Origin of the sequence: Sphingobacterium kyonggiense (assembly GCF_039536825.1) — a bacterium.
GTDB classification, from domain to species: domain Bacteria; phylum Bacteroidota; class Bacteroidia; order Sphingobacteriales; family Sphingobacteriaceae; genus Sphingobacterium; species Sphingobacterium kyonggiense.
In genome coordinates, this window is the sequence record NZ_BAAAZI010000006.1 from 541,028 (window position 1) to 565,511 (window position 24,484).

Genomic DNA, 24,484 nt, shown 5'->3' on the forward strand with positions numbered 1-24,484 from the left:
TTAAAATAGGTTATAGGTGAAACCAAACATCAGTTCAGCACCTCGTTTATAACTTCTATTGATATATTCATTGCCATACCATTTTCCACCGGTATTTGGATTCGCATAAACGGTCTTTATTGCTGGATTAAGAACATTCTTGGCATAACCCTTAAAGACAATTCGTTTATTTATCTTTTGTGTCAACACAAAATCCAACATGCCAAAAGGTTGGGTATATAAGTCTGGCTCACCGGTTAAATTGATTTGAATTAAACGCTCGCCAACCATGTTGTAGGTTGAGGTTAAATCTGTTCCCCAATTTTTATTGGTATAATTTAACCAGGCATTGATGCTGTAAGGAGCTTGCTCGAAGAGTGGACTGTTCTTAGGTGCATTTCGATCTATAGACCAATTTGCATTTAATCTTTCTTGAGTTTTCTGGATATTACTCTGAGCAATTAATAAGTTGGATCCTAAGAAGAAGTCCCTTGCTGGATCCCAAAAACTTCCAAGGTTCTTTACCAATTCCAATTCTAAACCGTATACACGACCTCGGTTTGGATCATTCTGAAATTGAATAATTGGATACTCTGGAAATTGAGACAAAACCCCTTCCGTTCGCATGCTGTATACTTTTACCAATTGATTATCTATCTGTTTGCCAAAGGCAGAAATGGCAATTACTTCTCCTGCATTTGGAAACCATTCCCATCGGAAATCTAAGTTCTTTGTCGATTGATTTCTCAAGGCGTTATTACCTACAACAAGGCCCATTTGGAAAGCATCAAATTCAAACACATTGGTGATTTCTCGTAATTCTGGTCGAGCTAAGGTTGTATTGAAAGCAACCCTAAAGTTCATGTTGTCATGCAGGGTATAGGTTGCATTTAAGGAATAAAAAGGCTTATAACCTTGCTTATATGCTGAATTGGGATTCTGCGGATTTAAGTTTACCGTTCCATCTGTTTTGGCAGCAAGTAAGGATGGGTCCAAAAACACATTCGATGTATCTACTGAAGATTGTATATTGGTATTTTCGAAACGAACACCCCCAGCAAATCTTAAATTCTCGAAGACCTTTAAGTCCATCATACCATAAAAGGCATTGGTCACATAAAATCCACGGTAATTGTTTGGCGATTTCTGAATGTTATATAAAAATCCTCCTACTGGAAAATCACCTTCCCCAACAGCGGATGTCGGAACCTTTATGCCGACTACCTCATTACTAACCAGGCGATTTAGGTTTCCATAAACTTCATATAGTGGTTGAGTAGCAAATTGTAGATTGGCTTCTGGGTTTCCTGAAAAGTTTGATCCCGGAAGAAATAATACATTTTCACCAAAATCCCGTTCTCTACTCAAATAATTTCCTCCGACTTTAAATTCCTGTGTTGATCCGAATAAGCGAAATGGTATGGCTAAATCTGCCTTGTAATTGTAATTGACCTCATCTAATTTTCTCCAACGACGACCATTGGGATCAGCTTGTATGATTCCATAAGGACCAAATCCATTCACATAACCAGAAGATAAGGCATAATATCGATCGGTATAGGTGTATTCCGTTGCTCCTCCTAGGTGATGCGATCCAATCCTTGGCATGGCAATAACACCACCATACCTTGGTTTGTAATCCACCATATTGACAAAACGATAATCTGGGTCATTTTGCGAAGAAGTTGAACTTGCGAGGTTATAACTAAATTTTGGGGATAATTCCTTATTAGAAAACTTATGGACACCTTGAACATTAAAAGTATGCAGGGTTCTAAAAGTCTGTTTTAATGTATAGGTAGTACTATTGACTTCCCCAGGAAGACCAGCATAATAGTATCCCCCGCGAAGATTTGAGGCCGTATTCTCTGCACCCCAACTGCCTAAATATTGAAAACTAATCTCATGAATAGGGCTGAAACGATAAGCCAGACCTGTCAATGCACCATAATTTAAATTTTCATTTCCTGTATGCTCCTGATAGGTTTGGTATTTACCCATCACGATGTTGTTGGTCGTTGTAAAGTTTGGAATCTTACGTTGGCTGAATATTAATGGGTTACCTGTAACAACACCTTGGTAAATACTGTATTGTGTTAAATCCCCATTATGGATGTTACTTGTCCGACGGTAATAGTTACCACCCAAAATTACCCCCAGCCTGTGTTTTCCAAATAGCTCGTAACTATTACCAAAGGTGGCTGAATACAATTGGTTAAGTGGAGCTCGTTGAGTTTGGGTGCTTAAGATTGGATCAAAACCTTGCATCAATGAATTAATTCTTCCCACTTCTTGTCGAACATTGGGATTGTAATTGCTTTGAGCAATCATGTTCTGAATCGTGTTTAGACCATTGGGATATTGGGAAGAGAGATTTAAGAACTCAGAAGACAAATTCTTTTTATTAATCCTGGTTCCCATTAGCCCCATATCACTATTCCAAAAGCTATTGTAATTACCACCAACGCCAATATTGGAATTGTATCCACTTTGAGCAATTACCTCAAAGGTCATTTCCGAAGGAATAGATTTCGTTTTTAATTCCACAATACCTGAAGCAGCATCTGCTGGCTTATCTGGTGTAACCGTCTTGTAAATGGTAATGTTATCCAATAATGATGCTGGAACTAGGTCCAAAGGAATGGCACTACGATCAGGATCTGATGAAGCCAACCTTACACCATTCAACTGACCAATTACAGAACGGTCTCCAAGACCACGAATAGCCACGTATTTATCGTCAGTAATAGTTACGCCGGATACTCTTTGTAAGGCTTGTGTAGTTGTTATACTTCCGGTACGCTCAATTTGTTGAGCCGATATCGCATCTTGTACAATAGAGGCTTTCCTGCGTTCTTCCAAGACAGCAATTTCCGTTCGAGTATTTTGACGTGCTTGCACTGTCACCTCCATTAACTTAGTGACCGATGGATTTAATAAAACTTGAATGTTAGCATCTCCCGATTTTACGGACTGTTCCTTGGTTTGGTAGCTCACATTCGTAAATACTAATGTGTTATTAGTACCAGGCACGGTAATTTGAAAACTCCCATTAGGAGCTGTTACAGCACCTTGTCGACCACCTTTAATCCTTACAGATACACCTTGAATGGGAGTTTTGTCTTTTGCATCCAAAACAACACCTCGGATAATAAACTGTTGTTGCTCCACAGGAGAACTTGCCTTTTCATTTATTCTATTGATAACAATAGTCTGGTTGTTGATGCTGTATTCAATAGGTAAATCAGCAAATGTTCCATCAAGAATCTGTTTCAGATTTCCACGTTGATGCTGAACCTTAATTTTAGGAAGATCTTTGAATTGGCTAGCATCAAACAGAAAGTTATAATTGCTTTGTTTGCGAATCTGTATTAAGATATCAGCAACTGAACTTTCCTGTTTATTGAGGATTAATTCTTGACTAAAACTAGCGGCACTGACCTGCATCAATATACAGGTGAGTAAGACCATGCAAATTTTCATAATGCGCATGATTTGATAAAAATTCATACTTTTGTTTTGTAGTTAATTTTATTAAGAACTCTATGGATAATTTTTCTAGATTTAACTATGATTCTGCGGAGGATGTTGGTAGCATCTTCCGTTTTTTTTGTTAAATCACCTAGGTTAGTACTATTCTTGCAAAACAATCCTCCTTTCTTTAGCTAAGTATGTCACATGTAGGGTATGTATATTTTTTAAACTCTCAATGATCGTGGAAAGGGAAGATGACTTAGAGAAAATCCCTGTTAATCGAATATGTTGCAGACTATTGGGATAGGAAATCTCTACTCCATACCATCTTGAAAGTTTTCTTGAAATACTGGATAAGTCTTCTTGTTGGAAATAAAAATCACCGCTTCTCCAAGCTAAATGTGCATCTAAATCTGCATCCAGGAGTTGAAAACCATTGCCTAATCGAGCCTCTTGACCTGGTTTCAATAAAAGCATTTCTGCACTTTCTTTAGCTATAACTTGCACACTTCCCTCAACTAAGGTGGTACTGGTAAATGGCTCATCTGAATAGGCATTTACATTAAACTTGGTGCCTAATACTTGAATTTCTTGTTTTTCGGTTTCGACTATAAAAGGTATTTTTCTTTTTTGTGAATCAAGTACCTTTTCAATTTCAAAATAAACTTCCCCCTTCATGCTGATACGTCTTTCATGGGCTGGAAATTTCTGAGGATAACGAATACTGGATGCCGCATTCAGGATAGCTTTTGAACCATCGGGTAGTATGATTTGAAATTGTCCTGCAATGGGGGTGTTGATCGTGTTCCAAGTGGTTAATTGTGCTGTTTGTGGGATCAGCGATCGATAAATTATTTCACCAGACTCATTTTTTTCAATTTTTAAATGTGCATTTGGTAATAAGATCTCTCCACTTTGCTCTGAAAGGGCGATTTTTTCCCCATTTGGAAGAATCAATTCTGCTTGATCACTATTTGGTTCAATACGTGTAATTTTATCAAATGTCTCGGGATTTGAAGCTTCTTTCTGCCAAAAGTTCTTTATGTATAAAATGGAACTGGCTAGAATGAGAGCAGCTGCAATGGAGCTTATCCATTTGCTGGTTAGAGAAAATCTTTTTTTATTTTCTTTGAAGGAAAGATTAGGTGGGTATTGAATGAATTCAGGTTTCCTTGATTCAAATAGCTGGTAAAATTTTAGTTTTTCTTCATGGTCATCTTCGGGGTCATTGGTTTGGTCTAGCTCTTGCCAAACCTCCCTGATGCAAGCTTCTAAATATGAACTATCCATATCCATGCTCAGGTATAGTTCTACTATTCCTTTTTCATCTCCTTCAGCATTTCCTTTTAGATACCGAATAAGTGTTTCTTTTGATGGCTTGACCATTTTCTTTTGTTTTATCGTTAGGCTTTTTTTTTGCCTTCAAATAGAACAATGCGATTCTCAGCCTCTGCCACTAATGGAAAAGTTAAATTTCACGATTTGTTAATATTGAGCTGTAATACTTAATATTTACTTCATTTTGAACTTTAGGGAAGAAGTGGGAAAATCAAGTCTAAATTTTCACAAGTGGGGTAACAGAGAATGAATATTAATATGACTTTAGGGAATTCTTTGAGTTCTTCACGGAATATCTTTAAGGCTGCATTCATATGATTTCCAATCGTATTGATGGCTAGTCCAGTTTTTTTAGCTATTTCAAGTTGACTCAATTCTTGTTCCCGGCTCATTTTAAAAATCAGCTTTTGTTGTGGACTTAGCTTCTTTAATGCCTCCTGATACTTGTTTTTGATATCTTTGAGATTAATTTGAAGCTCTTCAGTTGTACCTAATTGATTTAATTCCATTTGGTCCATTGGTTCCAATACAACTGTTTTTTTTCGAGCATGAGCAATGACCTCACGCCTTAAAATTCCAAATAAGTAATCATCTGGCTTCGAGATATTCTTTATCCTGTTTTTATTTTGCCATAACTTTAAAAAAGCATTCATAGCTAATTCTTCTGCATCTTCTCTATTTCGAGTCATTTGGAAAGCAAAAGCTCGCATACGATGGTAATAGCGATCCATTATTCCTTTAAAGGCTATTTCGTCACCATTTAACCATTGTTTCATATATAAGTCTAAATCTTTACTAGCCATAGTATTTTAAACATTACTACAAATTTAAACTATCATACAGATTGTTGAATATTATTTTTTAGTTAAATTTTTGTTGTATTATTAGGTTTGTTAGAACATGGGTAATCTAAAGAGTAGAAATAAAATCCTAATATTTGAGCCTTTTGTTGCTCGAGAGTAATAATTTTATATCCAATTATCATCCGAGTTTACCCACTAACATATTTTCCAAAAGGCAATTTTCGGAGAATAAACGTTATGAGTATGGATATAATTATGGTGCTAATAGTAGCTAATGGAATAACCCATGCAGTACCTACGAAGGTTGAAATAAGTGGATGCAGAAAATTCAAAGGGATGATATGTGCCAGGTAAATCCCAAAACTATATTTGTCAATCAGCAGTACCCATTCAGGGGCTTTATTTTGTTTGCTTATTTCTCTGATCCATACAAATAATGCACCAGCAGCAATAGCCGTAGTTGCAAATACATAGTTATAAAAGAACGTGTTAAGTTTTTTGACATCTGTATTGAGCATTTGAGTTCCTATAGCTGCAATAACCACCATCAAGATGTAAATTAAGGGATAAATTAGCTTCTTATTTTTGAATTTAAAGTCATAGTTGCTCAAATAATACCCTAATACCAAATACCCGATATATCCCGAAAAGAAGGTTAAATCAAACTTAGGCGTGACAGCATATAGCGGCTTGCTCATGAAAAACATAGACAATAGCCATAGGGCAAGAAAGATTTCTATTTCACCTCTTGAAGATTGAATTAGTATTTTACGTAGAAAGGGGAGGGCAAGGTATAATCCAATGATCATATAGAGGTACCACAAGTGCGCATTAGCACCATGTAGAATCTTGTCCTGGCTTATTGACCAAATTTTTTCTGCTGAAAGCAACTCAAATTTGGTGAACTTATAGAAATAATAAATTAAATAGATGATTGTCCAAAAGATAAATGGATACAACAATTTAGGAATGCGTTTTTTATAAAATGTCCAGGTGCTTTCTTCTTTTGGAATCAGCAAGGCACCGGAGATAATAACAAAAATAGGAACAGAACATCTTGTCGCAGCATTTATCCAATTGGCGTATTTCCAGTCGAAAGCTTGGGTATCAATACGATAAAGAAAACCTGTAGAAGCATGAATTAAGACCACAAATATGGTCGCTATGACTCTTAAATAAACAATGTAGGTGTTCTTTTCTTCCATACCGCAATATACTCCTAATTGAAATAACTATGATAAATTAAAATTGTTAGGAGCTTAATAATCTTATGAATACTCTCCAGTTCCATAAATTGAACTAAACAATTTGATAAGGAATAAAACAGAATCAATAAACAGATATCCTCCTACAGCAATTAACAATACTCCAAGAGCCTTATTGAATTTTCTGTTTTTCTCACCAATCAAGAAAACCCCAAAAGCCAGGATAAATGGGCTAAGAAATAGGTTAATTCCTTCCATAACAGAGAAATAATAGATTAGCAGAACAATAATAGTGAAATATTAAATAGAATCCATGCTTCCCACCCTAGGTCTATCTACTAAATACTCCATACTAAATACTAAAAAAGCTCGACTATTGTCGAGCTTTTTTCCAGTACCCAGGGCCGATAGCGTAACTATATTGTTTGTCAATTAGTTATTATGTATGGGAACACAGTTGGGACAAAATTTAATATTATCTAAATCATAACTTCTTTTATAGGTTGAGATTTCATTGCTACTGATAATGTTATTTTTACTTAAAGTTTCATTATAGATTGCCTATCTCTCTGTAGATAGCATTAGAATTGTTATAATTTTTTTAAGCCATTGTAGGTCTTATTTATTAAATCAAATCATTGTTTAAAATATCGTGTAACATTATTCAAATTTTACTTTTATCAGAATATTGAAATCCTATTTTTTATTTTGCTTTATGGGGATTTCATATTCAAGTTTTTGCATTAGTAAGTTTGAATACTTTTCTTGTAAAATCATGTATTTTTTAGAAACCTCTATATACTGATCCTGCCAATATTGGGCTAAAAATTCAGGAGAGTTGGTTTCTGCTGATGAGCCATATTCCTTTTCCATAAACTCATCATCGACTTCCGATTCATCAAACATTTCACCATAACCTGTCAATAACCATGTTGGATTATAGTATGTAAACTTGTTTATAATTTCTAGAATCAAATCGGTGGATGGGGTAGGGTATTTACCGCTTCTAGCGTCTTGTTTAAACAATCTTGAAATAACTTGATAAGGAATTCCACTTAGTTTGCTTGCGAAATCTACAACTTTCCCCTTGCTTTCTCTATCGATGATAATTTTAATTCTCTGACTTATAGGGTGTTCTATAATCATATATAAAAATGTTTATATTTTATTTGTTATTAAATAAACATGTTTATATGTTTGTAATAACAAAATACAATAACAAACAATAATAACAAAAACCAATAACAAATGGATAAAACTGTTAAGCCCACACTAATTGAAGTTGAAGGAAATGAACTTCAATTTATACGAAAACACGCCCCCAAGGCATTTGTCAGAATAGTTTCCGATGCCTTGACAAAGGATGGTCATAAAATTGATCGTGTTACAGTTCATAGGGAACTTCATACCATTAAGGACAGCTACGATTCCAGGATCATTTCCAAATCTAGAGAGCTTCTGAAAATTTTGGCCCATGCTGAATACGCTTCTGAATAATCTTTAACCATCAGAACAAAGTAACCTCATTTCCAGTAAGTAAAAAATCCCAAATAACTACCAAATTTTAATCAAATGTTAAACCTATCGAAAATCAAACAACAGCTTCCACCGGGACTGGAAGACAACGCAGTCGAATTCTATGTCTCAGAGAATGAAATTAAATGCCTCCATAAGGGTGTTCCATATTTCTGGGGAGATTTCCCTGAATGGATCATTACGAAAATAGAGGAGGATATGTTGTTAAATCCCGATGCCGTAAAGGCCTTAGTTTCTTGGGACATTACCAAGCGAGACGATATGATGAGGCAATATATTATTTGTCGCTTTGGTGGTTTCGATGGCAATGCTGATATCTCAGATAACGGATCCATTGAACATGTTGAATATTTTGAATGTGGTAGGAGGGGAAATTGTTCCTATGAGGGAAAACTTTGTGCTTCGATTAAAGTCGGAAATGAACACCTTACTAAACAAGAAATCAATGTCATCAAGAAAATAGCAACTGGAAAGTCCAATAAGATAATTGCCGATGAACTTTGTATTTCTGAAGAAACCGTAAATACACATAACCAGAACATACAGCGCAAACTTGGGGTAAGTTCAAAGCTTGAAATTATTCCCTGGGCTGTGAGGAGAAATATCGTTGAACCTCAATCCTAAAGATCATGATAAAAGGTACTGTTAATCCAATAACGGGAAATCTGCATATGCAATATCCATCGTTTTCCAAGACAAAAAAAGTAGATGTCAAAGTAAGATCCTATGCCGATGCTGAGGCAGTATTGCGAATCCGAACGCTAAAATTGATTAGCCATGAATTACGGTCATTTATCAATATGAGACACTTTGCTTATGTCAATTCGGATAGTTTAACAAAAGAACGATTTCACGCAATCAAAAGGTTTCGATTCATTATTGACAGCTATTCAGAAGGTTCGATACTAAAGTTGGCTACGATGGTTGTAAATGCCCGTGTAAGCTTATCGGTACTTATGCCCATAAAACGTTCACCAGCAAAAACACATTTTGAAACCCACATTATCCCGGTTATGGAATATTGTTCGGCTGTAGTTAATAACAATCATAAAAATAAGCTCTAGTCTGGGCTAGGTAGACTAGGACGTTCTTATTAACCTATTTACTCCGCTTTGCTAGTCGAGCGGATCTTGACCTAATCACTCATAACATCATGACAATAGAAATATACACCAGGATGATCCAAGAATTGACCATCCAAAATAAGGATCTTCAAATAATAATTCTCGCATTACTGATCCTATTCCTGCTTTCTTTTTTGTTGAACCTTTTCCAATTCATTAAATCTTACGGCAAGCCTAAAACCACCAAATAACTATGACCAACTATAAAATAACTAAAGAATCTATTTTCGAAGTTACCAATGGTGGTTTGGATGTCTTTCGATTCTATATTCCGGATATCGATCAGTACACAAATTCAAAGAAGCATTTTGCTGATCCAGGAAGAGCAGAAAAAACGCCTTCTTCACTTATCAAAAAGCTTTCAGATAATAATTATGTGGTCAATGACTTTGGTGATGATGGTAAATGGCTAAATGCTATAGCCTATGTTCAAAAAAGAGAACACTGTGAATATGGAGAAGCAATCCGTTTGATTGCAGAAAGGCATGGGATAGGAACCGAAAATGATATCAAATCCATGTTTGAACCGGATGTTAGCACATCCGATGCTGCACCTGATCAGAATGATAAAGAATGGATTTTCAATCATGCTGAGGAAGTTGCAGAAAATCACCTTAGAATTATATTTTCTGAACGGACATGGACTTATATCGAAAACCAACATCGCAGTTTAAAGGAGGATGAACGAAAGGAAATGGTATTAAAGCATTTCCGTCAAATTCTAAAGGCACAACATTGGCATGCATTGGATAGCTATACTATCATTAAGAATAGAAAAGCCATCACCTTTAAGTCAACTGAGTTCTATCCTATATTTAGAATTGAAGAGGAAGGGAAATCGGGTGAAAGATTTTCAAAAATTTACCAGCCTAAATCAAAGGATAAAAGCAAGCGTTTTTTTTACCATGGTAAGTTTGATGCACAGTTCCTTCATGGATTTGCCCAGACCCAAAAGGCCTATCAAGATCTCGTAGCAAAACAGGAAAAAGATGAGGATGAAGAGGATAAAAAAGTAAAGCCTCAACTGGATGAGATTATTTATTGTACCGGAGGTTCCGATGCCCTTAACTTTTATGCATTGGGATATCATGTTGTATATCCATCTTCTGAACATTTCAAGCTTACAAAGGATCAGATTTTTAAATTGTTTTTATGGTCCAAAGGTGTATTTACTTGTCCTGATCTAGATTATACAGGACAACTTCAAAATCATAGACTTTGCATGTCATTGGTATCGGATCAATGCCTTGATATCCGTACTATAGAGTTACCGGAGGAACTGAAATTAAAGAGAGATCAGTATGGGAGACCATGTAAGGATGGCCGTGATTTTCTGAAACATTTTAAAGCATCTGATTTTGCCAATCTTGTCAAGGTTGCTAAAATGTATCGTTTTTGGGATTATGAATTGGCTTATGACCGTTCTGGAAAACCAAAATTTAAATATGGTAGACCTTTGTATGAATATAAACTGTCTATCGAAAGAGTAATTAATTTCTTGGTTAGAGCGGGTTTTGGAAGAAGAAAGGTGAATGAAGAAACCATGGAGTTTATCCAAATCGATGAAAATATTGTCAGACCAGTAAGATCAGAGGATATCAAGGCTTTCCTACTGAATTTCCTAAGAGGCCGATATGCCAATGAAGATCTTTTGAACGTGATCCACAAATCCACCAATCTATCTTCAAATACTTTTGATTCCCTTCCAGTGTTAGATCCTGATTTCAGGGACTTCGATCAGAAATCACAGTATATGTTTTTTCAGAATGTTACCTGGAAGATTACAGCTGAAGGAATTGAGGAAATTCCCAATAATAAAGTGGAGAAAATGGTATGGGAATCCAAGATTTTGCCTCATAAGGTTAGAAAACCTGAAACAATTTTTGAGGTCTCTAAAGTCGATGGGAAATATCATATCGACATTAAAAATCAGAATTCAATGTTCTTCAGGTTTTTGATGCAGACATCGAGAGTGCATTGGCAAAAGGAATTGGAGGATAATTTAGCTGATCTAAGTCTTGAAGAGGCTCAGAAATATAAAGATGAGAATAAGTTTACCGTTTTTGGCCCTAATCTTACTGAAGAGGAACGATACGATCAAACACTGCACCTGATCAATAAAATGTATGCTTTTGGCTATCTCATGCACCGATATAAAGCTGAGTCTAGGCCATGGGTTGTATTTGGAATGGATGATACTCCGCAAAAGGAACAGGGTTCATTTGGAGGAACGGGAAAATCCATATTTTTTAAAGGGATTCGAGCAGTAAAAAACCTACTTCTTTTCGATGGTAAAAACGCTAAATTATTTGAGGATAACCACGTATTTGAGCAGGTAAATATCAATACCGATGTTGTTTATATTGATGATGCCTCTCGAGAATTCCCAATGGAAAGAACGTTTTCTATGACTACTGGAGATATTACCGTAAATCCAAAGGGTAAAACGAGGATCTCTATTCCATTTGAACAATCTCCAAAATTGGGGATCACCACGAACTTTTCTCCGGATGACTTGGGTTCATCCACCATGCGTAGGATTTTGTTTTTTGGTACTTCCAATTATTACCATGTTGATAAATCTGGTATTTTCTTGGAAAACCGACAACCAATAGATGAATTCGGCAAAGAATTCTGGTCAGCAGCTTATACAGAATCCGATTGGAATGATGATCTGAATTTTATGGCACAATGCTGCCGGCTCTATCTTTCATGGCCAACGTGGATTGAAGCTCCCATGGGAAACATCATGGACCGTTCCTTAACCAATAATATGGGATTCAATTTCCTTAGTTGGGCTGAGATATTCTTTTCTAAGGAGGCTAATCGTTTAGATTCTTTTGTATCTGCTCATTATGCCCTAGAGGATTTTAAAGCGGATTCCGGATTAAAGGTTATGACCTCTCACGGTTTCAATGGTAAAATGAAACTGTACGCTCAACTCAAAGGCTATAAGCTTAATCCAAAACCTACTCAAAACAAAGATGGCCGTGTACTCAAAACAATAGAGGAATTAAAATATGACAGTCGGGAAAAAAAGTGGATTAAAACGGAACGTCGCAAAACTCAATCCATGATTTATTTGCAGACTCAAGATCAAGAATTGACGGATAACATTTACGATCCAACAATTGATCCAAGTGATTTTCCAATACCAGTTCCTGGAACAGAGAAACCTAATTTTTAAACCAAAAAAAAAATAAACGATGAATTATCTAGATGAAATTATTAAGCAAGTGAAACCAAGATCACCACGGCCTTATAAAGGTGGAATCGAATTGAGAGGAATAGATCTCGATGGTATCAAATATGAAATTGAAAACCTGATCAAAGAAAATAATTGGCCGGTTGAAATTTTTGAAGTAGACGTAAGGCTAAAATCTATTTCCATACGCCTTGTAGCATGAGTGAAATCAACCGTCCAACGTGGCCACTGGGTTTGAGGTTCGTTGATTCTGAAAAGAAGGAATTCGAGGTAATTCAAGTATTTATGGGAAATGTCAATAGTCCATTTACCTATGAAGTGGAATTGTACAATGGATGGAAGATCACTTCACAACCAGGAGAGCATCCACAAAGCCAGGTAGGTTTTGTGGATTTAAAAAACAGAAGTCAATTAATTATTGAATCCATATCCAAAATGGATGAATATGTTAAAAACGGATATTTAAAATGGAAGTAAATATGAAAGTAAAAATGAAACCAATATTATTCACTTCTGAAATGGCAAAAAAAATCAGAGGTTTTTACAAGAATCAAACTCGTAGAACAAATGGATTGGAGGAAATAAATAAAGATAATCCGGATTCTTGGAATTTAATAAAAGCAGTTACTGCTGGGAATTTATTAGTACGATTTAATCATTCAATGAATAAGATTGAAAAAGAATTTTCGAGTAAATATTCCATTGGTGATTATCTATGGGTTAAAGAGCCGTGGAGATTTTCTGCCATTTTTAAATATGAATATAAATCTTCCTTGATGTACAAACAGCCTGAAGATAAATGGAACCCATCCCTTCATATGCATTTTGATGCTTCTACAATCTTTCTTAAAATAATTAATATCAGAATTGAAAGATTAAAAGATATCTCAGTAGAAGATTGCTTGAATGAAGGAGTAGATAATTTTATCGATGAGGATGGTATCCATTATTTCTATGTATATCCACTAAAAGAAAAGGGTTGTTCTCGTTCGATAATGGGGCATCCAGTTGGATTATGTAATAGCTATATATCAAAAGGTATTTTAGGAATCAAAAATCCTGAAAAATTTGCATTTCAAAGCCTTTGGCAATCAATTAATGGGTTTAAATCCTGGTATAAAAATCCTTGGGTTTGGGTGTATGAGTTTGAAAAAATCAATACCGAACACGGAAAATGCTTTATATGTGGATGTACTGATAGTGATTGCTCTCAATGTATAGAAAAAACGGGAAAACCATGCGACTGGGCCAATGCAGCTAATACCGTATGTACAGCTTGTAAACCTAATCTTAAAAAGAAATGACCTATCAAAATCAATTAGAAGAATCGTATTTAAAGGTTCAAAAACTGAAAGCAAATATTCATACACAGGCTTTATTGGAATACGTCGATAAGGTTAAGAAGGTATGGAAACCAAAAACTAAGCAATTCACAGGTATGCATTACCATGGAAGTAAGTCCGGAGAAGAAGAGACTGTAACATTATATTTTGATGAATACAGTTTGGAATGGACAACAGAAGAAATGGCTTTTAGAGGCTATCTTTTTAATAAAGTAAAAGAAGTATTGAATAAAAATAAAATCAAAAAATATAAATAAGAATGAACGATGAAAACTTACAAAATGTGGGCTTTTAAATTGAGAGATGGTACTATTTCTAATGGTTCAATATTTATTAAGAGAACTGAAGTTATTTTATGGGCGGAACAGACCTTTCTTTATCCTTGGAAAAAAATAAAACGACTCGGACATTCTGCAGTTAAAGTTGAGCTAAGTGAGATTGTTAAATCAAAGTCGGTAACTATAGATAAAACTCAACCTTTCTTACAGTTAGGATTATTCGACAATAGGGAATTCAAATGATAAATGCATTTATTTTACAACACAAACCTTTCGTTCCTCAAAAGGTAGAAAAATCTGAGGCAATTCAATATATCGTAGTAGATCTATTTTGCGGGGCGGGTGGTACTACAACCGGATTTGCAAAAGCCAGAGACAATGATGGAAATCCCATTGCCTTGATTGCTGCCTGTGTCAACCATGATCACAAAGCTATCAGAAGTCATTGGGAAAATCACCCAGAAATCTATCATTTTGAAGAGGATATACGCACATTGGATTTGGTTCCATTAATTGAAATCGTCAACCAATATCGCAAACTATATCCTTGGGCTAAAGTCGTTCTTTGGGCATCTCTGGAATGCACCAATTTCAGTAAGGCAAAGGGAGGGCAATCACGTTATGCAGATTCAAGAACTTTGGCTGATCACTTAGATAGATATATCATCGCTATTAACCCTGATTATGTTCAGATTGAGAATGTAGTTGAATTTATGTCTTGGGGACCTTTGGATAAAAACGGAAAACCAATGAGCATGAAATCAGGAATCGACTGGATGAAATGGAGAAAGCATATAAATTCCTTTGGTTATAGGGATGATTGGCGTGAAATGAATTCAGCAGATTTTGGAGCTTATACTTCCAGAAATAGATTATTCGGATGTTTTGCAAAGGATGGTCTACCTATTGTATGGCCTGAACCCACGCATTCTAAAACAGGATCCAATAAAACAACACTTTTTGGAAACGATCTTAAGAAATGGAAAGCTGTTAAAGATCTTCTTGATTTTGATGATGAAGGTGAATCCATTTTTTTTCGTAAAAAACCTTTAGTAGAAAACACATTGAAAAGAATATATGCAGGATTGATCAAAGAAGTTGCAGGTGGTAAATCAAACTTTATTCTGAAATATAATTCAATGAATAAGGAAGGAAAAATCCGAACTCCTTCAATTGAAGATCCTTTACCTACAATAGCTTGTCAGAATAGATTAGGTCTGGTACAGACTTCCTTTGTGATGAAATATTTTTCAGGTAATCCCATGAGTAAAATCACATCAATTGATTCTCCATTAGGCACTATTAAAACTAAAGATGGAAATGCATTTGTAAATGTTAAACCAATATTTATCACCAAATACTATGGAAACGATAAAGGAAGTGAATCAATTAATGAACCATTGGATACCATTCCAACTAAAGATAGGTTTTCTTTGGTTCAGGCACATTGGCTTGATAAACAGTATTCAGGAGAACATAATCATCAATCAGTAGATATTCCAGCTGGTACAATTCTTACAAATGATAAACACGTCTTAATGACTGTAAAGGGATTTATTTACAATCCTTCTCATGGAGGCCACACGATGCATATTGAGCAGCCATGTGCGACGATTATTGCACGACAAGATAAAGCTCCATTGTACTTTATTCAATATTCTATTGATTCAAATGTGAGGATTGAAATCTATAAGGATGATTCAGAAATAATGGTTAAGATAAAAGAGTTTATGGCCATGTATGGAATCTCTGATATCAGAATGCGAATGCTTAAAGTCCAGGAGTTGAAACTAATCCAGGGATTTCCATCTGACTATAAACTATATGGAAATCAATCCGATCAAAAGAAATTCATTGGAAATAGTGTAGTTCCGCATGTCGTGACAGCTTGGGCAGAATGTCAATGTCGGGAGTTATTAAAAATGATTGCCTAATTGAAATGCCCACAGTGAAATAATTAAAGGCTTTTTTTATTCTAAATATCTATAAAAAAGACAAAAGCACCATCTTAATGAAGGTGCTTTTGTGGCACAGTGACCCCCCATTACCGACGATCTCTGTAATTCAAATATACAATTAATTAATAATTATCAAAACTTCATAACCTCCAGTATCCGCTGCAATTCCTCATTAGCCTTATTTACCCATTGAATCCGCTGTTTTAGAATGAAATGCGGCTGTACTAGAGCAAAGTCAGCCGCATTGTCGCTTCTATATGTGCGTGTCTGGGATATTTCAGAAGGTCCAGCTTCCAATTCATCAGGTGTAAACCATTTCTTAGATGGCTTGTGATAAATCAGACAACCATTTACACGGGCCGTTTTGGCCAATACTAAAAAGTTAGCAGGAATTCTTCCTGGCTCTGGCCTCTTATTAAATCCCGGATTTGCCATATAGAATAAATACTAAAAATATTAGCAAATATAAAACTTGGAAATATCATTTCCAATTTCCCCTCTGCTCCTTTCATTTATTGTATTTAAAAGCGCTCGCGTAGCAGCGCAAATATGCTTCCAGATCGAAGATTGGAAGCGCCTTATTCTCAACCCTCTCCGGGCTGCTGGGCATTCTCCTTTAACCTCTTATATTTATTAACTTAATAATTTTTGTAATTCTGTAACAAATTAAAAAACAATAATATAAAGGAATGATATTCAGTAGTTTAGAGAGTTACAAAAAATTGTATCTAAAAATAGCTTGTTACAAAAATTTGTAATTAAAAGAGCGGTTACCATCCAGTTACAAATCCTAAAATATTTTTGTAATTCGATTTTACTTATGTGACTCATGTAACTTATTGGTTTTCAGTATGGTTTACAAAATTACAAAAACACAAAAATTTTGGCAGTTTCTTGAATCGCAAGTTAATTCAATGTACATTTGAACCTTCGATCTTCCTTAATGATCTATTTTCATATTCTTCTCTTTTTAGCGAATAAACTGTTTAAATAAAATACCATAATACTACTATTTTACAGTACTTTAAATTCGTTTTTTGTACGATTTTCATGTAAATTTGGGTGTACCTAAAAGAGATCTTCTATGAATGTCATTTGTCACATCCAAAATGAAATGCATCGTGAATATTTGAATGCTATTTTAGCTTTCGAAGATGGTGCGTTTTCGGTATTTCGCGATACTGATATAGGAAGGTTTATCTGTTCGATGACCAAATATTCCGATTTCCCCATTGAGCAGAATATCGATCCTGAAAAGGCCGTTAAATTTCGTTTACCAAGAACCTCAGCAATGCCTTCTTTATTTACACGTTGGTGTTATATCGCTACAGAAGATCAAAGGAGGATCAATGATTTCTTAATAGCCAAATTTGACCAGGACTTTATCCAGTATTATTTTGTTGGAATCAATTTGGGAATGAAGCAAAAGGATGTGATCAGCAACTTCATACTGGCGCGTAAGCTGATCAGCAAAATAGGTGATGTTGAACAGTTGAAAAAACGGACCTATCGGTTAGAGGAAAAGAATATGAAAAAAATGGTAAATAGATTAGCGCGCCGGGTACAGATTCAAAATAAAATCATTTCCAATTCCATTTTAGAAATGAGCCAATACCAATTCTCATGAAAATACAAATTATTTCATCTTTGGCCTATGTAGAGGTAAAGAACATTACGAGCTATAATTTAATCCCGGAAAGAAACGGATTGTCTAAAGTCTTTTTGAAAGTTCTTTTTTGGAAAGATATTCCCATGCATCTGGCATCGGGTGAAATGCAAATCATTTCGAAACAACATCCTGCTGGTACATACTATACCTGTAATATTTCGGCTAGGCTAAAGGTTATATTTGGTACAATTCCGGAAAGTCTCATAAAAATAACCCTCTGTGATGGAAGGGAACTTATTTTGGGAACTCCTTTTATCCCTGTAAAATCCGATGAGACTAGGAGTTTGACCAATTACTTGTTTTCCATACAGCATAATGGCATTGATCCTCCGTTGGAAATGATTACCTCTATTTGATATTTTTTGATTCTACACATACTGTTGAAGCCCTATTCGAAATGCGTTTAGGGCTTTTGTTTTATTTCTGAACCCTCAAAAACGTCCTTTAGTAGACACTACCATTAAGCCACATTTGCATAAACAAATATATTATGCAAAGAAGAATAGAAGGCAATTGGCAGTACCATTTACTCACGGCTATCCTAAAGGGTCAGTTTATGATCAATCCGGAAATGGCAATGGGATTTGGAGCACAGATTTCTGGATTATTGAATTCTAAAGGTATCTATCAAAATGATTTTCAAGCCTTAAATGAAATCAATGTCTTGGCATATGATGAAGACGGGGATCAGGTACCTGAAGATATTGCTGAGGAAGGATCAAGTGTAATGGTGCTACCTATAAAAGGAACCATGTTCAAATACGGTACCTGGTGTACATATGGTATGGATGAAATAGCATATTATATCAAACATTTTGCATCAAAGGAAAATGTATCTGCTATTGTTTTAGATATTGATTCAGGAGGAGGAGCCGTAAATGCAGTGCCACCATTATTGGATGCGATAAAATTTGTTAAAGAATCCAATAAACCAATTATTGCACATTGTGATGCTGCATGTTCCGCAGCATATTGGACAGCTTCTGCTTGTGATTATATTTTCTCAAATAACAATATTTCCTCTGTTTTTGGATCCATTGGAGTTATGATATCCTTTTTGGACCTAATGCCTTATTATGAGAAACAAGGTGCAAAGTTCCATGAGGTTTATGCTGACCAATCAGCTGATAAAAACCTTGCCTTTCAGCAGCTATTAAAAGGTGAATATGATCAGATTAAGGCTGAAATGCTAAATCCAATGGCTATTCAGTTTCAGGAATCTGTAAAATCTTATCGCGAATCAAAAATAAAGTTAGACACACCAGGCATTCTATCAGGTGCTACTTATCCTGGACAAAAATCCGTGGATATTGGATTGGCGGATGCAATCGGAACTTTACAAGATGCTATCAACTATGCTACAGTTAAATCCTGGGCAAATCAATAAACAAGAATTTATCAACCTAATCCTATTTAAAAAATGAATTGGAATAAAATCAAAGCCGTATTTTTTAAAGCAATGGGTATAACCTCATTAGCTGAAAACAAATTAAGTGCTGAACAAAAAGAGATTCTCAAAGGTTTTTTTGGAGAATCTGCCTTAGCAAAGTTTGAAGCAGGTTTAGCTTCTGAAAATCCTGAAGAACATTCTAAGGGTATTTATGATGCTATGAAAGCAATCATTGCTCCAGAAGCTGAAAAAGCCACTTCAGAATTAGCAGCGAAATTAAAAGTGGCTTTAGAGGATAATGCTAAAAAAGACAAATTAATTGCTGCATTATCGGAGGAGCCAGAAGGAATCCCACAATCTGAAAACACAGAATTTCAAGGAAAGGCGGGTGTTCCTAAAGTATTGAATGTAATGAGAAAAGCTGCTCACTATGCTTTAGTGTATGGTGCAATGGCAACTGGAGCCTTTGTTTCAGCAGATGCTGCAACAATAGAAGTCGATCAGTTAAAAACTGAATTCGGAACCTATCTAAGTCAAAATCAAACCAATCTGCAAATCCATACGCAGATTTTCAATGGTTTTACTTCTGCTGAGCATTTCCGTACCGTTCCTGCAACCACGGAATATCGTGCAACACAAGCTCACATCAATTCGGTTTCCCAACAATTCAATGCGAAATGGACTCCTGCAGGAAATGCCAAGTTTACACCTTTGACGATCAAAAACTATCGTCATAAGATTAACTATCCAATTGTTCCGGCCGAGGTTTTGGATACTTACTTGTTGCATTTGTATGATGAAGGTCTTTCTCCGGATCAAATGCCGATTACGAAATACATCATCAATAAATTGGTGTTTCCAAAACTGATGGATGATATTGAAAAACGCATGGTCTTCAAGGGTAAATACAAGCTTAAGACTGATCCAAACGCAGCAAGTTCTCCAGAAGATTCCATGGATGGAATCGAAACAATCTTGATTGCAGAAAAAGCAAATCCTGCAACGAAGATGAAATTCTTCACTAAGTCCATTGACTGGGCCACTGCAACTGACGAACAGGTAGTGAAATTCGTAGAGGACTTTGCTGATTTCGTGGATGATGATCTAAAGATCAAAAAAATCTATAGCTCTAAGTCCGTGAAGAAGAGATACCAACGTGCCTATGAAAAACATTATGGAACAGGGTCAAAGGTAGTTGGAGGCATGAACAAGGAAGCAGAGGTGGATTATGTAGAAATGGAAATCCATGCATTAGATGGTATGTCCAAGTCTCCTATCATCTTTGCGACTACACCTGGAAACATGGTGAAATTGCGGAATAAAAGTACACCTCCGAATGTCATTAATGATGTTCAGAAAAAAGATTATGAGGTTCGTTTATTCGGGGAGTATTGGTTAGGTGTAGGTTTTGAAATTGCAGAGTTCGTTTTTGCCTATGTACCAGATTCCTATACGGATGCACAACAAGGATTATTGGCTTCCAATAAATATCCTGATGGAACCTCTCCAAAAACCACCACTACTGGATCGGGTGCTGGAGGTTTGTAAACTTATTTTAATCAACCATAAACCAAGGGCAGTTCAGGCTGCCCTTATTAACAGAATCGAAAACTATAAAACTTAAATAAGATGCCTTATCAAAAAGTTTCATTAAAAAAGAAAAGCGGTGCACCTTCAGCCGTAAATTCTCGTATCATCCTAATTCCCTATGATGAGATTGAGGCATTCCCTGCACGTGGTGCAGAGGATGTAAAAGTTACTGGCCCCATTACCATGAAGGCTAGTGCATTGGCAATCGCTATCTATGCGACCTCATCCACGATCGACCGTGCAGATACGCAGGAAGGTGGTGATGATGAAGAAGGATTTTTGCAAAAATTAGTATTCACCCATCCAGGTAATTCCTTGGAGATTGAAGAATTCAAACAGAAGTGGTTAGGACAGCCTTTCATTGCCATTACAGAAGAATGTGGTGATGGTAAAGCTACTTTGATACATGGCTGGTCATGTAATCCATTGTTCTTTACCTTGGAAAACCAACGTAATAACGAGGCCAATAAATCGACATTTACTTTCGCTCAAAAAATTCGAGGAATCTTCGTTGCAGGATTCTATTCCGGGGCTTTGCCTGCCATTGCTCCTGAAACAGTGGGTTCCGGTTCTGGAGGTTTATAATTTCTAATTGTTTTTGGCACGGGCTTGCTCGTGCCTTTATTTATTAATAACCATATTTATGAATAATCTAACTGAAAATCAATCCAAGGTTTTAATTGCGATCAAGGATAATAAGAATTCGGTTGCAGCAATTATCGAAGCTTGTGAAATGCCAAAAAAATCGGCTACTGGCACACTTACTTCCTTATTAAAGGCCAATCTGATCAGAAAGAATGCCGATGAAACATACTCACTTATAGAAAGTGAACCATTATCCAATGATGAGGTATCTGATTCCAAAACCTTAGTTAATCAGGTGGAAGATCTTTCCGTAATTAACCCGGATCAAGAAAATCCAATGGTATTGTTGATCCCTTATATCAAGTCGGGAGATGGAGGTGAGGAATTAAAATATGCACTCCGATCCTGGGAAAAGAATTATACAGGACCACTAAAGGTTATTATTGTTGGAGAAAAAGAAGAATGGTTTTCACCTGAGATCACATTAATCCCAGTTGAACCTCATTTAATCAAGGAAGTTTGCAACTGTCCAAAACCGAGCTTAATCCTGAATCCTCAAGCCGATTCTACTAACAAGGTGTTTACAGCTTTAGTAGCTGAAGATATCAAAGGTGAATTTATCCTATCAAATGATGATATCTTTTTATTGGGTAATACACTATTTGCTGATCTTCAAACTCTAAAGGCATTTAAGGATGACTTGGATAAGACCGCTGAGGGTGATGGTATTTATGCTCAAAACAATGGTTTAGCTTCAAAAGCTTTAAAAGCTAATAATCTTCCAGTTATACGATACGGTACACATACTCCTATGGTATTGAATGCAGAAAAACTGATTGACATTATTGAGAAGTATAAAGCATTGGAGAATGGATATCCATTGGTTTCACTTTATTATAATGAAGTCTATCCGGATGCTAGACCGATTGTAGTCAGTGGTGAAATTTCAGATAATATCCTGGCATCTGCTTATAGAGATAATATCCCTACAGAAACGCTTAAAACGGTATTTGAAACTAGAAAGTTCCTTAATTGTAATGCAAAGGGTTTGATTTCGATTAAGCCTTTCTTGGAAATGTATTTCCCTAATCCATCTATTTATGAGTACAGCAACTAAAAGAGGGCTTGTTGTGGCCATACTTGCAGCAGCTGCTATGCATGGTATCAAAACGGATGGTGATTATCTGGAGTTTAATGCTAGTTCTCCGAACTTTCCCATTACGGAAAACTTTAGGCTTCAGGAATTCCTGTCTAAAAACAGAAAGGATACTTTCACTCGTATTAACGCGAATATCATTGCAGAGGTGCAAATATTGAGAACCGAATTTGGTTCGGGAGTTGGAATCTCAAGCAGCTATCGTTCTCCAAGCTATAATAGATCCGTTAATGGTGCAACCTCCAGTCAGCACCTATTGGGAAATGCCCTGGACACTTATCCCATTAATGGAAATATTAAAGCTTGGAAATCCTGTGTAGAGAAAAATAAGACCACAGGAGGCATCGGAATGTACAATACCTTCGTACATATCGATACAGGTAAAACAAGAGCTTGGAAAGGCTAAATTTCATCTTTACTAATAAATAACCGATGATCAACATCCAAAACTTTGTTCATAATTGGTTATTAGGCGGAGCCGACCATGAGGTCGGCCTTCGTTTATTTATGGATTATACAAATCCATCAAAACCAATAGCAAGGATTGTTTCTAAAAATCCTAAAATACATCTTGGAATCATTAAAATGGCTTTGTTAAAAAAAGCTGGATTACCCTATGATATCGAAATTAAACCTAATTCAATTCAGAAAACTTCACTGGATGAGCCTAAAAGAAAAATCCGATCAGACTGGCCATTTCTAGCAGATCCTGAATGTCCACCGGAGTTAAAGCTTCTGATATCTGAAAAGATCACTGCTTATAGCAATTGTATTCAATTTTATAACAAATTAACTGATGCAGGATCATTGAATGATCAATTGGTAATTGTAGGCACTTTAGTTTCCAATTTCATAAATAATCATGAGATATACCAGGAATTGAACCATTACAAAGGAATAGGCAAAGTATTAGGGAAACATGCCATATTTGAGCAATTTAAGAGAATTAAAATACTAAGGAATCTTCCTACGATGGATTTATTCAAGAAAAAGAAGAATTTGGAACATGCCATCTGGAGAAATGAATCAAAAATCAAAAAAGAAATAAGAAATGATTTGCTCCAGGATAGACAAAGCAAGGTTAAAGAACTTAAATTACAATTGGCTGAGGTTAATAGATTGTTAGAGTAAATTTTGTTATTATTGGATTTAATCCAATAGAAGGCATGGTAACCAACGATATTTTAGATAGAAAAATTGAAGTTTTACATCAATCCCATCTTCATTTTATTTTAGTGGAACAAACATTAGCAGGATTTGCTAAAGATATCAATCCAATCACCGATCGTATTGATGATTTTATTTTAGATTTAAGCACTGATATCCGAAAAGAATATTGCTTATTAAAGTTTCTACATCATTTTCAATCTTTAGATTTTGAAAAAATAAGAAAAAGATATAATGAAAATAGTGAATTGGTATTCAATAAGAATAAACAATTAGTAATTGACCATATTGCTTTAATGTTAGAGGAATTGGATGTAAAATTTGATACAGAAATATTTAGTAATAAAGAGTTTGAAGCCTTAAAAGCCGAAATTTCAAAATTAGCTAATACAATTTTTGAATTTCAAACAAGACAGGAAGCATCAAATGAAGTTATATTTAACTCAGTTGAAGAAATCAAAGATCAATTAATCAGTGATGCTGAAAAAGCTAGAATTTTTGGAAAAGAGTTTGTAAAACAACAATTAGCAGGAAAATTAATAGAAATGAGTTTTAAAGGAGGAGCTGCAGCATTTTTAAACCATCTTCCATCACATTTAAACAATATTCAAAAATTCATAGGAGGAACTCTTTAATAGAATTTCCGTCCTTTCCATGCCACTATCTTAGTGGCATTTTTGTTTT

The 24,484-nt window shown here is 35.5% G+C and carries 25 protein-coding genes; 19 read left to right on the plus strand and 6 right to left on the minus strand.

The window, feature by feature from the left end; translation table 11 throughout:
- The 5 genes from ABD676_RS07230 to ABD676_RS07250 form a co-directional block, all read right to left on the minus strand.
- Positions 1–3,489, minus strand: a complete 3,489-nt coding sequence (locus tag ABD676_RS07230) for a TonB-dependent receptor (protein WP_344673927.1) — start codon at positions 3,487–3,489, stop codon at positions 1–3.
- A gap of 123 nt (positions 3,490–3,612) precedes the next feature.
- Entirely contained in the window at positions 3,613–4,839 is a 1,227-nt protein-coding gene (locus ABD676_RS07235; protein ID WP_344673928.1) for a FecR family protein, read from the minus strand.
- Between the two features lie 143 nt (positions 4,840–4,982).
- A complete protein-coding gene (locus ABD676_RS07240; RefSeq protein ID WP_344673929.1) occupies positions 4,983–5,594 on the minus strand; it encodes an RNA polymerase sigma factor in 612 nt (203 codons plus the stop codon).
- Between the two features lie 188 nt (positions 5,595–5,782).
- Positions 5,783–6,799, minus strand: coding sequence for an acyltransferase (locus tag ABD676_RS07245; protein ID WP_344673930.1), 1,017 nt, complete (start codon positions 6,797–6,799; stop codon positions 5,783–5,785).
- A gap of 696 nt (positions 6,800–7,495) precedes the next feature.
- Positions 7,496–7,945 (minus strand): hypothetical protein, encoded by a 450-nt coding sequence (locus tag ABD676_RS07250; protein WP_344673931.1) that lies wholly within the window; start codon positions 7,943–7,945, stop codon positions 7,496–7,498.
- 102 nt (positions 7,946–8,047) lie between these two features.
- Here ABD676_RS07250 and ABD676_RS07255 point away from each other — a divergent pair, with 102 nt between their 5' ends.
- The 10 genes from ABD676_RS07255 (at position 8,048) to ABD676_RS07300 (ending at position 16,219) form a co-directional block, all read left to right on the plus strand.
- Positions 8,048–8,296: a hypothetical protein gene (locus tag ABD676_RS07255; protein ID WP_344673932.1), complete on the plus strand. Its 249-nt coding sequence runs from the start codon at positions 8,048–8,050 to the stop codon at positions 8,294–8,296.
- Positions 8,297–8,371: 75 nt separating this feature from the next.
- Complete coding sequence (locus ABD676_RS07260; protein ID WP_344673933.1) at positions 8,372–8,959, plus strand: response regulator transcription factor; 588 nt, start codon at positions 8,372–8,374, stop codon at positions 8,957–8,959.
- Positions 8,960–8,964: 5 nt separating this feature from the next.
- A complete protein-coding gene (locus ABD676_RS07265; protein ID WP_344673934.1) occupies positions 8,965–9,399 on the plus strand; it encodes a hypothetical protein in 435 nt (144 codons plus the stop codon).
- A 253-nt stretch (positions 9,400–9,652) separates the two neighbouring features.
- The gene (locus tag ABD676_RS07270) at positions 9,653–12,646 is read left to right on the plus strand and encodes a primase-helicase family protein (RefSeq protein ID WP_344673935.1); all 2,994 of its coding nucleotides are present in this window, start codon (positions 9,653–9,655) and stop codon (positions 12,644–12,646) included.
- 19 nt (positions 12,647–12,665) lie between these two features.
- Positions 12,666–12,866 (plus strand): hypothetical protein, encoded by a 201-nt coding sequence (locus ABD676_RS07275; protein ID WP_344673936.1) that lies wholly within the window; start codon positions 12,666–12,668, stop codon positions 12,864–12,866.
- The gene (locus ABD676_RS07280; RefSeq protein ID WP_344673937.1) at positions 12,863–13,141 is read left to right on the plus strand and encodes a hypothetical protein; all 279 of its coding nucleotides are present in this window, start codon (positions 12,863–12,865) and stop codon (positions 13,139–13,141) included. Before ABD676_RS07275 ends, ABD676_RS07280 begins: the two co-directional genes overlap by 4 nt.
- Positions 13,132–13,968 (plus strand): hypothetical protein, encoded by an 837-nt coding sequence (locus ABD676_RS07285; RefSeq protein ID WP_344673938.1) that lies wholly within the window; start codon positions 13,132–13,134, stop codon positions 13,966–13,968. Before ABD676_RS07280 ends, ABD676_RS07285 begins: the two co-directional genes overlap by 10 nt.
- Entirely contained in the window at positions 13,965–14,264 is a 300-nt protein-coding gene (locus ABD676_RS07290) for a hypothetical protein (protein ID WP_344673939.1), read from the plus strand. The genes ABD676_RS07285 and ABD676_RS07290 overlap by 4 nt, the downstream gene beginning before the upstream one ends.
- Before the next feature lie 9 nt (positions 14,265–14,273).
- Positions 14,274–14,528 (plus strand): hypothetical protein, encoded by a 255-nt coding sequence (locus tag ABD676_RS07295; RefSeq protein ID WP_344673940.1) that lies wholly within the window; start codon positions 14,274–14,276, stop codon positions 14,526–14,528.
- Positions 14,525–16,219 carry a DNA cytosine methyltransferase gene (locus ABD676_RS07300; RefSeq protein WP_344673941.1) on the plus strand — a complete coding sequence of 565 codons (1,695 nt, stop codon included), beginning with the start codon at positions 14,525–14,527 and terminating at the stop codon, positions 16,217–16,219. Before ABD676_RS07295 ends, ABD676_RS07300 begins: the two co-directional genes overlap by 4 nt.
- A 156-nt stretch (positions 16,220–16,375) precedes the next feature.
- Here the strand turns inward: ABD676_RS07300 and ABD676_RS07305 are convergent, their stop codons facing one another.
- Positions 16,376–16,678, minus strand: coding sequence for a hypothetical protein (locus ABD676_RS07305; protein WP_344673942.1), 303 nt, complete (start codon positions 16,676–16,678; stop codon positions 16,376–16,378).
- A 649-nt stretch (positions 16,679–17,327) separates the two neighbouring features.
- On the opposite strand from ABD676_RS07305, the gene ABD676_RS07310 reads away from it, so the two are divergent.
- From ABD676_RS07310 to ABD676_RS07350, 9 genes are all read left to right on the plus strand, one after another.
- Positions 17,328–17,870 (plus strand): hypothetical protein, encoded by a 543-nt coding sequence (locus ABD676_RS07310; protein ID WP_344673943.1) that lies wholly within the window; start codon positions 17,328–17,330, stop codon positions 17,868–17,870.
- Complete coding sequence (locus tag ABD676_RS07315) at positions 17,867–18,268, plus strand: hypothetical protein (RefSeq protein ID WP_344673944.1); 402 nt, start codon at positions 17,867–17,869, stop codon at positions 18,266–18,268. Before ABD676_RS07310 ends, ABD676_RS07315 begins: the two co-directional genes overlap by 4 nt.
- A gap of 134 nt (positions 18,269–18,402) precedes the next feature.
- Positions 18,403–19,299, plus strand: a complete 897-nt coding sequence (locus tag ABD676_RS07320) for a S49 family peptidase (protein WP_344673945.1) — start codon at positions 18,403–18,405, stop codon at positions 19,297–19,299.
- A 33-nt stretch (positions 19,300–19,332) separates the two neighbouring features.
- Positions 19,333–20,850 (plus strand): hypothetical protein, encoded by a 1,518-nt coding sequence (locus ABD676_RS07325; RefSeq protein WP_344673946.1) that lies wholly within the window; start codon positions 19,333–19,335, stop codon positions 20,848–20,850.
- Positions 20,851–20,931: 81 nt separating this feature from the next.
- A complete protein-coding gene (locus ABD676_RS07330; protein WP_344673947.1) occupies positions 20,932–21,477 on the plus strand; it encodes a hypothetical protein in 546 nt (181 codons plus the stop codon).
- Positions 21,478–21,535: 58 nt separating this feature from the next.
- Complete coding sequence (locus ABD676_RS07335) at positions 21,536–22,594, plus strand: hypothetical protein (protein ID WP_344673948.1); 1,059 nt, start codon at positions 21,536–21,538, stop codon at positions 22,592–22,594.
- Positions 22,578–23,039 carry a D-Ala-D-Ala carboxypeptidase family metallohydrolase gene (locus ABD676_RS07340; RefSeq protein WP_344673949.1) on the plus strand — a complete coding sequence of 154 codons (462 nt, stop codon included), beginning with the start codon at positions 22,578–22,580 and terminating at the stop codon, positions 23,037–23,039. Before ABD676_RS07335 ends, ABD676_RS07340 begins: the two co-directional genes overlap by 17 nt.
- Positions 23,040–23,065: 26 nt before the next feature.
- Positions 23,066–23,764, plus strand: coding sequence for a hypothetical protein (locus tag ABD676_RS07345; protein ID WP_344673950.1), 699 nt, complete (start codon positions 23,066–23,068; stop codon positions 23,762–23,764).
- Between the two features lie 35 nt (positions 23,765–23,799).
- On the plus strand, positions 23,800–24,435 hold the full coding sequence (locus ABD676_RS07350; RefSeq protein WP_344673951.1) for a hypothetical protein: 636 nt from the start codon (positions 23,800–23,802) through the stop codon (positions 24,433–24,435).
- Positions 24,436–24,484: the final 49 nt, after the last annotated feature.